The organism is Sinosporangium siamense (assembly GCF_016863435.1).
Lineage (GTDB): Bacteria > Actinomycetota > Actinomycetes > Streptosporangiales > Streptosporangiaceae > Sinosporangium > Sinosporangium siamense.
This window is the reverse complement of record NZ_BOOW01000021.1, coordinates 1-12,746: the sequence shown is the minus strand read 5'-3', so window position 1 is coordinate 12,746 and position 12,746 is coordinate 1. Positions and strand designations below refer to the sequence as shown.

Genomic DNA, 12,746 nt, shown 5'->3' with positions numbered 1-12,746 from the left:
ACTGACCACCCCGGTCACGGGGTCTCGTGGGGCTCTGGAGTGGCGAGCCACCTGTCGATCCCGATCAGCAACTCCTTGCGCCGTGCCTCCGGCGCCGCCGACGACCTGATCGACTGGCGGGCCAGCTCGGCCAGCTCCTGGTCGCTGAACCCGTAGACCGAGCGGGCCAGCTCATATTGCGCCAGTAACCGCGAACCAAACAGCAGCGGGTCGTCGGCCCCCAGCGCGATCGGCACCCCCGCGTCGAACATCGCCCGCAAAGGCACGTCGGCGGCCCGCTCGACCACTCCCAGCCCCACATTGGAGGAGGGACACACCTCACAGGTGATCTGCCGGTCCGCCAGCCGATCGAGCAGCCTCGCCGACTCGGCGGCGCGCACCCCGTGGCCCACGCGGTCGGCGCCGAGATCGTCCACGCACTCGGCCACACTCACCGGGCCGTTGAGCTCACCTCCGTGCGGCACCAGGAGCAGGCCGGCCCGCTTGGCGATCCGGAACGCGCCGTCGAAATCACGCGCACGCCCCCGCCTCTCGTCGTTGGACAACCCAAACCCCACCACACCGTGCTCCGCATATTGCGCGGCCAGCCTGGCCAGCGTCTTGGCGTCCAGCGGATGGCGCACCCGGTTGGCGGCGACGATCAACGCCATGCCGGTGCCCGCGGCGTCGGCCGCCTTACGCGCGGCGTCGAGGAACAACTCCAGTGTGGCGGTCAGCCCGCCGAACCTGTGGGCGTAGCCCGAGGGATCCACCTGGATCTCCAGCCAGCCCGACCCCTCCGCCACCTCGTCCTCGGCCGCCTCGCGCAGCAGGCGGTAGACGTCGTCCGGACGGCGCAGCACGGAACGCGCGGTGTCGTAGAGCCGCTGGAAACGGAACCACCCGCGCTCGTCGGTCGCGCGCAGCCGTGGCGGCCAGTCCTTCTCCAGAGCGTCCGGCAGATGCAGGCCCTGCTCTCGCGCGAGCTCAAGCAAGGTCGAATGGCGCATGGACCCGGTGAAGTGCAGGTGGAGATGAGCCTTGGGCAGATCGGCGAGTGGACGTGGCATTTCCATATGGTGCCGCACCACCCGGGTGCGCGGGGGAACGTCCGATGAACCCCTTTCCACGTTCTGGGTTTCTGCACCTCCGCGACCCCTCAAACATGGCCGGATAGGTCAAAAGGCTCTCTCAACCCGCCGCTCTACTCATGCGTTGGTAGAGGGCGAAAGGGGAGACGCCTATGACAGAAGATGACGATGCGGCCTTTGACGACTTCCTTGCCGCGAGGAGCACCACGCTCTTACGCACCGCCGTCCTGGTCTGCGGTGCCTCACCACACGACGCGGAAGACCTCGTGCAACATGCACTGGAGAAGGTCTACCGCCACTGGCCGCGCATCCGGCACAACAACCCCGAGGCATACGCGCGCAAGGTCGTGGTGAATGCCGCGATCAGCAAGGCGAGACGCCGCAAGATCCTCCATGAGATCTCCTTCGCCCGCCCGCCCGAGACCACCGTCGACGACCCCGACGTGGACCTGCGCGGCTCTCTGATCTCCGAACTGCGCCGGCTGCCCGCCCGCCAGCGCGCCGTCCTCGTCCTGCGCTATTGGGAAGACCTGTCCGAAGCCGAGACCGCCCAGCTCATGGGCTGTTCCGCAGGGACCGTCAAAAGCCAGGCCGCCAGGGGACTCGCCCGTATCCGCGCCCGCCTCAACCCCGGCCCCACCGGCTTTCCCGCCCCCGCGGAAGGAGCGATGAAGTGAAGTCACTCGAAGACGCGCCGCTCGAAGACGCGCTGTCCGACGCCATGAGGTCCCATGTCGCCGGCGTCCAGGCCCCGCCCGGCCTGGGGAACGCCGTCAGGCGCCGCCGCCGCGCCGCCAAGATCCGGTTTCGTACGGCGGGAGCCGTACTCGTGAGCGTCGCCGTGGCCGCCGCCGTGCCGGCCTACTCCGCCCTCACCTCCACCACCACCGCCGTGCCGACTCAGAGGGTCGCCTCGGGCCCCGGCACGCCTTCCACCGCACAGCCCGTCGGCAAGGGGCGCGAACTCGGTGGCGTCCGTATCGGCTACCTGCCCCCCGGCCTGTTCTTGAGCTTCGAAGCTGGCCAGGACGCCTTCGGCGAGACGAGCAACTCGTCGGCCTTCAGCAAGCCGGATCAGCCCGACGGGATGTATGCGGTGCAGGTCATCGTATATCGCGGAGACGCGGCGAAGTGGGCGCTCGGGCGCGTGCCCCGCGACGCGAAGGCCGCCCGCGGGGACGACGAGAGGAAGATGTTCTTCGGGCATTTCACCGAGAACAACCAGGTGGTCCCCGAGGGCGGGGACACGGGGGGCACGACCCCGGTCCTCGTCGTGTGGGACGACTCCGGCGCTGTCGTGGACATCATGATGTCTCCGACGTACTTTGCCGAGTTGAAAGGCGCGGCGAGGGGCGAGCTGACCGCCGTGGGCAACGGCCTCGATCTTTCCGGTGGCAGGACGCCCTTGCCGCCGGACTCCGGCCCTCCTGCAGACGAGTTGCCCCCGGAGAGCACGGAAGTGCCGGACCCCGGACCGCCCACCGACGAACTGCCCCCAGCCGACGAGCTGCTCCCGGACGACCCGCGACTGCCGGACCCCGACACGTCCGCCGGCGTCCCGGATCCTACTGACGAGTTGCCCCCGGACCCGGGCACGTCTGCAGGCGTCCCGGATCCTGTCGAGGAGTTGCCTCCGCACTCCCCGTGACTGCCGGATCCCGGCACGTCCGCCGGCGTCCCGGATCCTACTGACGAGTTGCCGCCGGACCCGGGCACGTCTGCAGGCGTCCCGGATCCTGTCGAGGAGTTGCCTCTGGACTTCCCGTGACTGCCGGTGGGCATGACTGAGGCCCGGCGGGTCTTGGGGCCCGCCGGGCCGTAGCGCTCTGCTTTGTGGGGCTCTGTGGAGCTCTGGGTCAGTGGGCCTCGGAGAGGAGCTTCGACAGGCGGGTGACACCCTCGATCAGGTCGTCGTCCCCCAGCGCGTAGGAAAGGCGGACATATCCGGGAGTGCCGAAGGCCTCACCGGGAACGACCGCGACCTCGGCCTGCTCAAGGATCACCTCGGCCAGCTCGGCGGAGGTCTGGGGGCGGGTTCCGCCGATCTCCTTGCCCAGCAGGGCCTTGACCGACGGGTAGACGTAGAACGCGCCGAAGGGCTCGGGGCACACGACGCCGGGGATCTCGTTGAGCATCCGCACCATGGTCTGGCGGCGGCGGTCGAACGCCTCCCGCATCTTCGCCACGGCCGACAGGTCGCCCTTGACCGCCGCAAGGGCCGCGACCTGGGCGACGTTGGAGACGTTGGACGTCGAGTGGGACTGGAGGTTGGTCGCGGCCTTGACCACGTCGGCGGGGCCGATCAGCCATCCCACGCGCCAGCCCGTCATCGCGTAGGTCTTCGCGACGCCGTTGAGGATGACGACCTTGTCGGCCAGCTCGGGCACGGCTGTGGCGATGGAGGTGAACGTGGCGTCGCCGTAGATCAGGTGCTCGTAGATCTCGTCGGTGACGACCCACAGGTCGTGCTCAACCGCCCAGCGGCCGATCTCGGCGACCTGCTCGGGGGAGTAGACCGCCCCGGTGGGGTTGGACGGGGAGGCGAAGAGCAGCACCTTGGTGCGCTCGGTGCGGGCCGCCTCAAGCTGCTCGACGGAGGCGAGGTAGCCCGTGGTCTCGTCGGTCACGACGTCGACCTGCACACCCCCGGCGAGCTTGATCGCCTCGGGGTAGGTCGTCCAGTAGGGCGCGACCACGAGGACCTCGTCGCCCGGGTCGAGCAGGGTCGCGAAGGCCGCGTAGACGGCCTGCTTTCCGCCGTTGGTGACGAGCACCCGCGAGGCGTCGACCTCGTAGCCGGAGTCGCGCAGCGTCTTCTCAGCGATGGCCTGCTTGAGCTCGGGCAGGCCACCCGCCGGGGTGTATCTGTGGAAGCGGGGCGTGCGGCACGCCTCGATCGCCGCCTCCACGATGTAGTCGGGCGTCGGGAAATCCGGCTCGCCGGCGCCGAAGCCGATGACCGGCCGTCCGGCCGCCTTCATCGCCTTGGCCTTGGCATCCACGGCCAGCGTGGCGGATTCGGAGATGGCTGAGATGCGCGCTGAGACGCGGCGTCGCGTGGTCATGGATCCCATCGTTTCAGACGTCGTGGACAGGTGTCCGCTCGATATCGCCATGTGGGCGACGCGAGTCCGGCTCGGACACGGGAGGTGCGGCGGCGCCGGGGCCGCCGGGGCCGCTGTGGTCCGGATCGCGGTCTCGATCGCGGTCCGGGGTGTGGCGCGGATCGCGGCCGGGAGGATCCGGGCTCCGTCTTGAGCAGGGCGATCGCGTCTGGTTCGACGTCGGGGGCAATCCTGCGTAGACTTCGCCGTGGTTCTGAAGGGCCATGTCCGCAGAACCATGGTGCGCCACTGACATTGTTCCGGTCCCGCCGGGGTATGGTGGTTCACAACTTAGGGCACTAGCGCAATTGGTAGCGCACCGGTCTCCAAAACCGGCGGTTGGGGGTTCGAGTCCCTCGTGCCCTGCGGAGTGCGGTCCGCGCATTAGGGCGTGTTCAGCGCGCCGCATGATGCGACGGACACGACAGAGCAGGTGAGGACTGTGGCGATCGACACGCGCGGCGAAACCGCAGACAAGCCAAACAAGCCGAGCGGAGAGAAGAAGCGAACTTCTCCCGCCCTTTTCTATCGGCAGGTTGTCGCGGAACTGCGCAAGGTCATTTGGCCCAAGCGCAAGGACCTCATTAACTACACCATTGTCGTCCTGGTCTTCGTTTTGATCATGGTCGGCATCGTGTCCGCGCTCGACGCCCTGTTTACTGAGGGTGTGCTGGCGGTCTTCGGCGGAGAGTAAGCCGACGACCGGCGGCCCCGCCCGCCGGGAGCCACCAGTCCGACCGACGTAGAGAGAAGAAAGAGCCACCGTGTCCGAGTCCCCGCAGTCCTCCGGCGATTCCCGCAAAGAGTGGGAAGGTGAGCCGGAAGAGGTCACCACGGCCGCTTCGGCCGCCGAGGAGTCCGTCGAGGACGATGCGCCCACCGCCGGCCAGGCCGAGGGCGACGACACCTCCGCCGAGGAGGGTGCCGCCGTCGGCGAGCCCGCCTCGGTCGACGAAGACGGCGACATCGTCCCCGACATCGACCCTGTCCAGGAGTTCCGCTCCCAGCTGATCGGCCTGCCCGGTGAGTGGTATGTGATCCACTCCTACGCGGGTTACGAGAACAGGGTCAAGTCCAACATCGAGAGCCGCACCGGCTCCCTCAACATGGAGGATTACATCTTCCAGGTCGAGGTGCCGACGCACACGGTGCTCGAGACCAAGAGCGGTAAGAAGACCCCGGTCAAGGAGCGCGTGCTCCCGGGTTACGTGCTCGTGCGCATGGAGCTGTCCGACGAGTCGTGGGCCGCCGTGCGCAACACGCCCGGTGTGACCGGCTTCGTGGGGCTGTCCAACAAGCCGAGCCCCCTGAGCCTCGACGAGGTCGCCAAGCTGCTCGCGCCCGAGCCCACCGAGGAGGCCAAGAAGGCCTCCGCGAAGGCCGCCTCCGCGACGGTCGACTTCGAGATCGGTGAGTCGGTCACCGTCATGGACGGCCCCTTCGCCACCCTGCCCGCCACGGTCAGCGAGATCAGCCCCGAGTCCCAGAAGCTCAAGGTGCTCGTGTCGATCTTCGGCCGTGAGACCCCGGTCGAGCTGTCGTTCAACCAGGTCTCCAAGATCTAAGGTTCACGCACGTCCGTTGGAGACGGGCGGATCCCGCCTTCCCGAGGAAGGTGGGGCCGCCCGTTTGCTTCGGTAGATGAGGATCTTCCGGTCTGAATGCCGCTCCCGCGTGGGGCGGCGTCGCCCGCTCCGCCTCCGGGGATGTGGCGATGCCGAGTGCGGGGCTCGCATAGACTGGCCAGTCGTCCCGTGAGCATGCGTTGGGCTCCCGCCAGGGAGCCTAGGATGCCCATGGGAATTTTGTAGGACAAAGGACCCGGAGAAGGATAAATGCCTCCGAAGAGGAAAGTTGCCGCGCTGGTAAAGGTTCAGCTTCCCGCTGGCCAGGCCACGCCCGCGCCCCCGGTCGGCACCGCGCTCGGCCCGCACGGCGTCAACATCATGGAATTCGTGAAGCAGTACAACGCTGCCACGGAGGCCCAGCGGGGCAACATCATCCCCGTTGAGATCACCATTTACGAGGACCGCAGCTTCACCTTCATCACGAAGACGCCCCCGGCGCCCGAGCTGATCAAGAAGGCCGCCGGTCTCGACAAGGGTTCGGCCAACCCGCACCGCGACAAGGTCGGCAAGCTGTCCAAGGACCAGCTCCGCCAGATCGCCGAGACCAAGATGCAGGACCTTAACGCCAACGACATCGAGGCCGCCGAGAAGATCATCGCGGGCACCGCCCGTTCGATGGGCATCACGATCGCCGACTAGTCGTCCGATTCAAAGTTTTCAATCACGAGACCCTCGGCCCACAAGGCTCACGCCGTACCTCGCGCACGGTGTGTCCCCGGTGGCAGGGGCTCGGTGGGTGGGCCAGGCGCCGGCCCGTAAACCACGGACTCCGTGAAGGAGAGAGCAAGTGAAGCGCAGCAAGGGTTACCGCCAGGCGACGGCCCAGGTGGACCGCACCCGTCTCTACAGCCCCGTCGAGGCTGCGAGGCTGGCCAAGGAGACCACGGTCACCAAGTTCGACGCCACCGTCGAGGTGGCACTGCGGCTGGGTGTCGACCCCCGCAAGGCCGACCAGATCGTGCGTGGCACGGTCAACCTCCCGCACGGCACCGGTAAGACCGCCCGGGTCCTGGTCTTCGCGACCGGCGACCGTGCCGAGGAGGCCCGTCAGGCCGGTGCCGACATCGTCGGCGCCGACGAGCTGATCGACGAGATCAGCAAGGGCAACCGCCTGTCCGAGTTCGACGCCGTCGTCGCGACCCCCGAGCTCATGGGCAAGGTCGGCCGTCTCGGCCGAGTGCTCGGCCCCCGCGGCCTCATGCCGAACCCCAAGTCCGGCACCGTCACGCCCGACGTGGCCAAGGCCGTCACCGAGATCAAGGGCGGAAAGATCGAGTTCCGTGTCGACCGGCACGCGAACCTGCACTTCGTCATCGGCAAGGTCTCCTTCCCCGAGCGTCAGCTCTTGGAGAACTACTCCGCCGCCCTCGACGAGGTGCTCCGTCTCAAGCCGTCGGCCGCCAAGGGCCGCTACCTGAAGAAGGTCACCTTCGCCACCAGCATGGGCCCCGGCATTCCGGTCGACCCCAGTGTGACGCGTGGCGTGACGGCCGAGCTCGACGCCTGAGGCGCGAGACCGGCCCCACCCGCTGAGAGTGGCCTGAGAGCCGCGCTCGGTGTCTGAGAGTGGCCTGAGAGCCGCACAGCCGGTTCCAGTGCGTTCGCGAGCCCCCGCCTTCCCGCGGGGGCTCGCTCGCGTTCACGGGTCTGTCCTGGTCACAGCGTCGCGGCGAGGCCCAGGGCCCGCCCCGGCCACCCGGGGAGACTCCTCGCGCCTCCCCCCAACGGCCATATTCCACGGCGGTCCTTCGTCCCTTAGGTCGACGCGTAATGCGCGGGGTATGCGTAGTGTCGTCATCAAGTGAACGGGGACGAAGGGATTTAACCGATGCGTCGGAAAACGCTTGCCGTAGCCTCCCTCAGCACGGCCGCCCTCTTCGCGGTCGCGGGCTGTGGATCGACCAGCGTTCAGTCTCTGGGCAACATCAAGCTGAGCGGCGCTGAAGCCGTCATCGCGAGCGCGCAGCAGGCCGAGCAGGTCAAGAGCTACACGGTCGACCTGACAGCCGACATCAGCGGCACGGAGGGCCACGCTGGCAAGCTCCAGGGCCGGATGAACTACCAGGCCGACCCGCTGGCGGCCGACGTGACGATCGACAGCGCCTCCTTCGGCGGGCAGAACCTCCCCGGCGGCGCACGCGCGATCCTCCACGACAACACCGTCTACCTCAAGCTCGACCTGCTGAGGACCGTCGCGGGCGCCACCAAGCCCTGGGTCAAGGTGCCGCTGGACAAGGTCAAGGGCGAGCACGGCACCGACCCGAGCCAGGTCCTCGACCAGGTGCGGCAGTTCGATCTCGCCAACGCGACCAAGCTGCTGACGGCCTCCAAGGACGTCAAGCCGGTCGGCACCGAGACGGTGGGCGGCGTGGAGACCACGCACTACAGCGGCACCTTCCCGACGGACGCGGCGTCCGCGCAGCTTCCCGAGAAGGCCAGGGAGCACGCGCTCAAGAGCTTCGCTCAGCTCAAGGACGTGAAGTTCGATCTGTGGGCCGACGCCCAGAACCTGCCGCGCAAGATCACGCTGAGCGGCAGCGCGGAGGGCAGCAAGCTGGATGTGGCGCTCAACTTCAAGGGCTTCAACGAGCCCGTGGAGATCAGCGCCCCGCCGGCCGACCAGGTCGGCGAGTTCCCGAAGATCGACCGCCCGACCGAGTGAGATTACGGACGTCCGTACGCCCGGCCCCCGATCTTTGGGGCGCCGGGCATCGGCGTGTCGGGGGGCTCTTCAGCAAGGTGTCCAAGTCGTTCGGGGAGAACCGCCGGAGGTGCCCGGCCATACGTATGGGCGCCGGGGGCCGGCTGGTCGGGGCTCGCCCGGCTGTGCATGTGGAGGCTGAGGCTGATCGCGAGGCCGCCCGGTCATGCGTGCGGGCATGTGGGGCGAGTTGCACGACCCGGCCGCCGCGTTGTACCGCCCGGCCATGCGCGCGGGCGTGTGGGGGCACCCGGCCGGCGCGGCTAGGCTGTGGGACACCCGGGCGGGTCCCGGCGTACGGCGAAGCCGTCCCGGCCCTCGTCCCGCGAGAGGCGTGCGGTGTCCGCGGCTCCGGGCCTTTGACCTCCGGTTTGTGCATGGACTTAGCACGAGGTAAGCTGCTCACGCCGAAGACCGCCGGTCGTCGTCAAGCGCTCATGCCTTGACGGCCGAAGAGTTCACGTGAGTGGACGGCCAGCGCAGGTGTGGTTCGAGATTCCATGTGGTGATGCGGCCCTGGTCGCCGCTCCCTCGTGTGAGCCCCGTGCGCCTGCGCCGGGGCTTGTTTGTTTTCCTCTGTCCTTCGCCGGCGGCACATCTGGAAGGAGGCCCATGGCGAGGGCGGACAAGACGACGGCGGTCGCCGAGCTCAAAGAGCAGTTCTCGACCTCACAAGCCGCTGTCCTGACCGAGTACCGCGGTCTCACCGTTGCGCAGCTCAAGCAGCTCCGCGTCTCTCTCGGTGGGAATGCGAAGTTCGCCGTGGCGAAGAACACGCTGACCAAGATCGCGGCTCACGAGGCCGGGATCTCCGTCCTGGACGATCTGTTCCAGGGACCGACCGCCATCGCCTTCGTCAAGGGCGACGTGGTCGAGGTCGCGAAGGGTCTGCGTGACTTCTCCAAGGCCAATCCCCTTCTGGTGATCAAGGGTGGTGTCGTCGACGGCAAGTCGATGTCCCCCGCCGAGATCACCAAGCTTGCCGACCTCGAGTCGCGCGAGGTTCTCCTCGCCAAGCTGGCCGGGGCGATGAAGGCGAAGCTCGGCCACGCGGCCGCCGTCTTCAACGCGCTGCCCACGAACATGGCTCAGCTCGCCGAGGCGCTCCGCGCCAAGCGCGAGGAGTCCGGCGAGTAGTCCCCAGGGGATTCACCAGCACACCGCGGTTCTCGTTCCCAAGTACTTTTAAGATCCACATGGAGGAAACACCATGGCGAAGCTCAGCACCGACGAGCTGCTCGACGCTTTCAAGGAGATGACCCTCCTTGAGCTGTCCGACTTCGTGAAGCTCTTCGAGGAGACCTTTGACGTCAAGGCCGCCGCCCCCGTGGCCGTGGCCGCCGCCCCGGCCGCCGGTGGCGCCGGTGAGGCCGCCGCCGAGGCCGAGGAGCAGGACGAGTTCGACGTCATCCTCGAGGCTGCCGGCGACAAGAAGATCCAGGTCATCAAGGAGGTCCGCGCCCTCACGAGCCTCGGCCTCAAGGAGGCCAAGGACCTCGTCGACGGCGCGCCGAAGCCGCTGCTCGAGAAGGTCAACAAGGAAGCCGCGGAGAAGGCCAAGGCCGCCCTTGAGGGTGCCGGCGCCACCGTCACCGTCAAGTGACCTCGCGCTTTCCCGCTTGACCGGGCCGGTTCGCCGGCCCCTTCAGCACCGCTGACGACGCCTCGCCGAGAGTGTCGGAGCACCGCTGAGAGCGTCGCCGCCTCTCAGCACCGCTCCGCCGGCGCCCCGCTTATGGCAGGGCCCCTCGGTGGCGCCTCTCAGCACCGCTTCAACAACGGAGCGGATCCACCCAGGTGCCGGGTGGGTCCGCTCCGTTTTTGTTTGTGGTGGCTTCTGCCGTACTCCGCGGTGCGGTCACCGTTCATGACGGGGCGCGGGCACGCCCCGGGCGGAAACCCGAGAGATCCGGTCTGGACAATTGGAAACTCGATGCGCTCCGGGGGGAATGCTGGTTTTTACCGAGACCCTCTCAGGAAAGGCGGCCATGCCGATCTACGCAGCGGGTTATGATCCCGGCGATTGGGGGCCCAATGCCCTCAAGGGGCGACGGCCCGTGAATTCACGTGGCCCGGCCAGTGGAGGCGAGGGGAGCAGACGCATGGCGCTCGATCCGGCCGGTTCTTCACCCCCGGGCGCCGCCGGCACGGCCGATCTCGCGGCCTGGGGAGGCGGCGGCACGGCCCTCGCGGTGCCGGGGCCGCGATGAACGGCGGTGCGGTCCGCCTGGCGATCGTCTCGATCCTCGGCGTCTTGATCACTGTGTTGATCGTGATGGCCGTGTGGCTGTGGTGGCAGGTGTCGGCGGCCCAGCTCGCGGCCGACGAACGCGCGAAGGCCCTCAACGCCGCCGGCGCTCACGCGGTCAACCTGCTTTCGGTTAGTCACAAAACCATTGATGAAGACATCAAACGGGCGCTCAGCAGCGCGACCGGGCGGGCCAAAGCGGAGTTCGCCAGAGACTCAGAAGTGCTCAAAAAAACCACGGTGGACGACAAGATTCTACAAACTGCGGTGCTTCGTGCCACCGGTCTGATCACGACCGACGGCAGCACGGCGAGGGTGCTCGTCGTCGCGGATTCGCTGGTCCGCTGGGAGGACTCCGAGGCCGCTCCCGCGAAGCGCTTTTACCGGTGGAATATGCAGGTCACCAAGGTCGGGAGGTCGTGGTTGGTCTCCGAGGCGGAGCGCGTGCCGTGACCCGGCCCTTCGGGCGCCACCCGGGCGAACCGGTACGGCGCGGCCGTGAGGGGGCCTGGGTCCTTGTGATGCTGGGCGCCGTGACGCTCGCGCTGGCGGCCGCCGTCGGCGTGATGTGGGTTGATCTTGGTAGGCTGCGGGCCGGCGAGACGCTGGGGCGCGAGGCCATGGCCTCCGCCCGGGCGGTCGCGGCGGACATGCTCTCCTACGACTACCGCACGATCGAGCAGGACCTCACCCGTGCCAGGGAGCTCACCACGGGCAGCCTGACCGAGCACTACCGGGAGCTCGCGCGCACGCTGGTGCCGACGGCCAGGAGCCAGCAGGCCGTCCAGCAGGCGACCGTCTCGGAGGCGGCTGTGGAGCGGGTCGAGGGGGAGCGGGTGGACGTGCTGGTGTTCATGAACATCGCCACCACCAAGACCCTTCCGGGGGAGGCGCAGCCGCAGCACGAGGTGATCCCAAACCGAGCACGGTTCGTAATGGTGAGGAGCGGCTCCAAGTGGATGGTCGCGGGCCTGTCGACACTTCTGGGTAGCGCCTGACCTGCGGTTATTCAATTGTTAGCAAAGTGTGTGTTTGGGGACGTAGGGCATCTGGGTAGATCCGGCAACAGCAGTGTCGATCGTTGGCAAGGGTTCAACCCTCCGTACGGCTGGGCGTTAGCCGCTTCCGCTCGCGGGTATCGTCTTGGACTCGGTAGCGCTTACAGGCCGTGCGCAGGGGGAATCCCCAGCGTGCTGGCCATAGTTGGCTGAAATGTCAGCTCTCGGGCTTGACGTTTCGGTCTGGACGGGCGATGCTGCGACCAACGTGGAGCATGCAGCGAGAGTGGAGTGGACAGGTGTATGCCGTTCGGCTACACTGCCCCTTTGCGCTGCCCTTTGACGACCCGCTTCTCAGAGTAACTGTTGCGTTGTCGTCTGGCGTGCGTGTAGTCAGTCCGCCGCGAGCCCTCGGAAGGACATCTGTTGGCAGCCTCGCGCATCGCCTCCGCCGTACCCGCCGGTCCCCGTCGCGTTACCTTCGCACGGATCCAGGAACCGCTTGAAGTTCCGGACCTCCTCGCTCTGCAGACCCAGTCGTTCGACTGGCTGCTCGGCAATGAGAAGTGGAAGGGCCGGGTTGAGGCGGCTCGCCAGGCCGGGCGCAAGGACGTTCCGACCCAGTCCGGTCTCGAAGAGATCTTCGAGGAGATCAGTCCCGTCGAGGACTTCTCCGGAACCATGTCTTTGTCGTTCCGCGACCATCGGTTCGAGCCGCCCAAGTACTCGATCGACGAGTGCAAAGACAAAGACATGACCTACTCCGCCCCGATGTTCGTGACGGCGGAGTTCATCAATAACCAGACCGGCGAGATCAAGAGCCAGACGGTCTTCATGGGCGACTTCCCGCTCATGACGCCCAAGGGCACCTTCATCATCAACGGCACCGAGCGTGTCGTGGTCTCCCAGCTGGTCCGGTCCCCGGGTGTCTACTTCGACCGCAGTGTCGACAAGACCTCGGACAAGGACCTCTTCGGCTGCAAGGTGATCCCCTCGC

Annotated in this window: 13 protein-coding genes, 1 tRNA gene and 1 pseudogene; 13 read left to right on the top strand and 2 right to left on the bottom strand. The window is 67.6% G+C overall.

Annotated elements, in window-relative coordinates; genetic code table 11:
• Positions 1–14 precede the first annotated feature (14 nt).
• On the bottom strand, positions 15–1,049 hold the full coding sequence (locus Ssi02_RS17265) for an adenosine deaminase (protein ID WP_204026693.1): 1,035 nt from the start codon (positions 1,047–1,049) through the stop codon (positions 15–17).
• A 173-nt stretch (positions 1,050–1,222) separates the two neighbouring features.
• On the opposite strand from Ssi02_RS17265, the gene Ssi02_RS17260 reads away from it, so the two are divergent.
• Complete coding sequence (locus Ssi02_RS17260) at positions 1,223–1,747, top strand: SigE family RNA polymerase sigma factor (protein WP_204026691.1); 525 nt, start codon at positions 1,223–1,225, stop codon at positions 1,745–1,747.
• A complete protein-coding gene (locus Ssi02_RS17255) occupies positions 1,744–2,718 on the top strand; it encodes a hypothetical protein (protein WP_204026690.1) in 975 nt (324 codons plus the stop codon). Before Ssi02_RS17260 ends, Ssi02_RS17255 begins: the two co-directional genes overlap by 4 nt.
• 208 nt (positions 2,719–2,926) lie before the next feature.
• On the opposite strand, the gene Ssi02_RS17250 is transcribed toward Ssi02_RS17255, so the two are convergent.
• Entirely contained in the window at positions 2,927–4,144 is a 1,218-nt protein-coding gene (locus tag Ssi02_RS17250) for a pyridoxal phosphate-dependent aminotransferase (RefSeq protein ID WP_204026689.1), read from the bottom strand.
• A gap of 323 nt (positions 4,145–4,467) precedes the next feature.
• On the opposite strand from Ssi02_RS17250, the gene Ssi02_RS17245 reads away from it, so the two are divergent.
• The 11 genes and pseudogenes from Ssi02_RS17245 to Ssi02_RS17195 form a co-directional block, all read left to right on the top strand.
• A tRNA-Trp gene (locus tag Ssi02_RS17245) sits at positions 4,468–4,540 on the top strand.
• A gap of 76 nt (positions 4,541–4,616) precedes the next feature.
• Entirely contained in the window at positions 4,617–4,868 is a 252-nt protein-coding gene (gene secE, locus Ssi02_RS17240) for a preprotein translocase subunit SecE (RefSeq protein WP_204026688.1), read from the top strand.
• Between the two features lie 70 nt (positions 4,869–4,938).
• Positions 4,939–5,739: a transcription termination/antitermination protein NusG gene (gene nusG, locus Ssi02_RS17235; protein WP_204026687.1), complete on the top strand. Its 801-nt coding sequence runs from the start codon at positions 4,939–4,941 to the stop codon at positions 5,737–5,739.
• A 270-nt stretch (positions 5,740–6,009) separates the two neighbouring features.
• Positions 6,010–6,441: a 50S ribosomal protein L11 gene (gene rplK / locus Ssi02_RS17230; protein ID WP_204026685.1), complete on the top strand. Its 432-nt coding sequence runs from the start codon at positions 6,010–6,012 to the stop codon at positions 6,439–6,441.
• 148 nt (positions 6,442–6,589) lie between these two features.
• Complete coding sequence (gene rplA, locus Ssi02_RS17225; protein ID WP_204026683.1) at positions 6,590–7,309, top strand: 50S ribosomal protein L1; 720 nt, start codon at positions 6,590–6,592, stop codon at positions 7,307–7,309.
• A gap of 321 nt (positions 7,310–7,630) precedes the next feature.
• Positions 7,631–8,464 carry an SCO4651 family lipoprotein gene (locus tag Ssi02_RS17220; RefSeq protein WP_204026681.1) on the top strand — a complete coding sequence of 278 codons (834 nt, stop codon included), beginning with the start codon at positions 7,631–7,633 and terminating at the stop codon, positions 8,462–8,464.
• Positions 8,465–9,115: 651 nt separating this feature from the next.
• Positions 9,116–9,640 carry a 50S ribosomal protein L10 gene (rplJ, locus tag Ssi02_RS17215; protein ID WP_204026679.1) on the top strand — a complete coding sequence of 175 codons (525 nt, stop codon included), beginning with the start codon at positions 9,116–9,118 and terminating at the stop codon, positions 9,638–9,640.
• 73 nt (positions 9,641–9,713) lie between these two features.
• Entirely contained in the window at positions 9,714–10,106 is a 393-nt protein-coding gene (rplL, locus tag Ssi02_RS17210) for a 50S ribosomal protein L7/L12 (RefSeq protein WP_204026677.1), read from the top strand.
• A 603-nt stretch (positions 10,107–10,709) separates the two neighbouring features.
• Positions 10,710–11,204 (top strand): Rv1363c family protein, encoded by a 495-nt coding sequence (locus tag Ssi02_RS17205; RefSeq protein ID WP_204026676.1) that lies wholly within the window; start codon positions 10,710–10,712, stop codon positions 11,202–11,204.
• Positions 11,201–11,749, top strand: coding sequence for an Rv1363c family protein (locus Ssi02_RS17200; protein ID WP_239128989.1), 549 nt, complete (start codon positions 11,201–11,203; stop codon positions 11,747–11,749). The genes Ssi02_RS17205 and Ssi02_RS17200 overlap by 4 nt, the downstream gene beginning before the upstream one ends.
• Before the next feature lie 426 nt (positions 11,750–12,175).
• Positions 12,176–12,746, top strand: a pseudogene (locus Ssi02_RS17195) (DNA-directed RNA polymerase subunit beta); the annotation flags it as partial.

Excerpts from the sequence above, each read along its gene's own strand:
- Ssi02_RS17250 (WP_204026689.1), bottom strand. The coding sequence starts at position 4,144 with ATGGGATCCATGACCACGCGACGCCGCGTCTCAGCGCGCATCTCAGCC.
- Ssi02_RS17265 (WP_204026693.1), bottom strand. The coding sequence starts at position 1,049 with ATGCCACGTCCACTCGCCGATCTGCCCAAGGCTCATCTCCACCTGCAC.
- Ssi02_RS17260 (WP_204026691.1), top strand. The coding sequence starts at position 1,223 with ATGACAGAAGATGACGATGCGGCCTTTGACGACTTCCTTGCCGCGAGG.
- Ssi02_RS17205 (WP_204026676.1), top strand. The coding sequence starts at position 10,710 with ATGAACGGCGGTGCGGTCCGCCTGGCGATCGTCTCGATCCTCGGCGTC.
- rplK (WP_204026685.1), top strand. The coding sequence starts at position 6,010 with ATGCCTCCGAAGAGGAAAGTTGCCGCGCTGGTAAAGGTTCAGCTTCCC.
- Ssi02_RS17220 (WP_204026681.1), top strand. The coding sequence starts at position 7,631 with ATGCGTCGGAAAACGCTTGCCGTAGCCTCCCTCAGCACGGCCGCCCTC.
- rplL (WP_204026677.1), top strand. The coding sequence starts at position 9,714 with ATGGCGAAGCTCAGCACCGACGAGCTGCTCGACGCTTTCAAGGAGATG.
- rplJ (WP_204026679.1), top strand. The coding sequence starts at position 9,116 with ATGGCGAGGGCGGACAAGACGACGGCGGTCGCCGAGCTCAAAGAGCAG.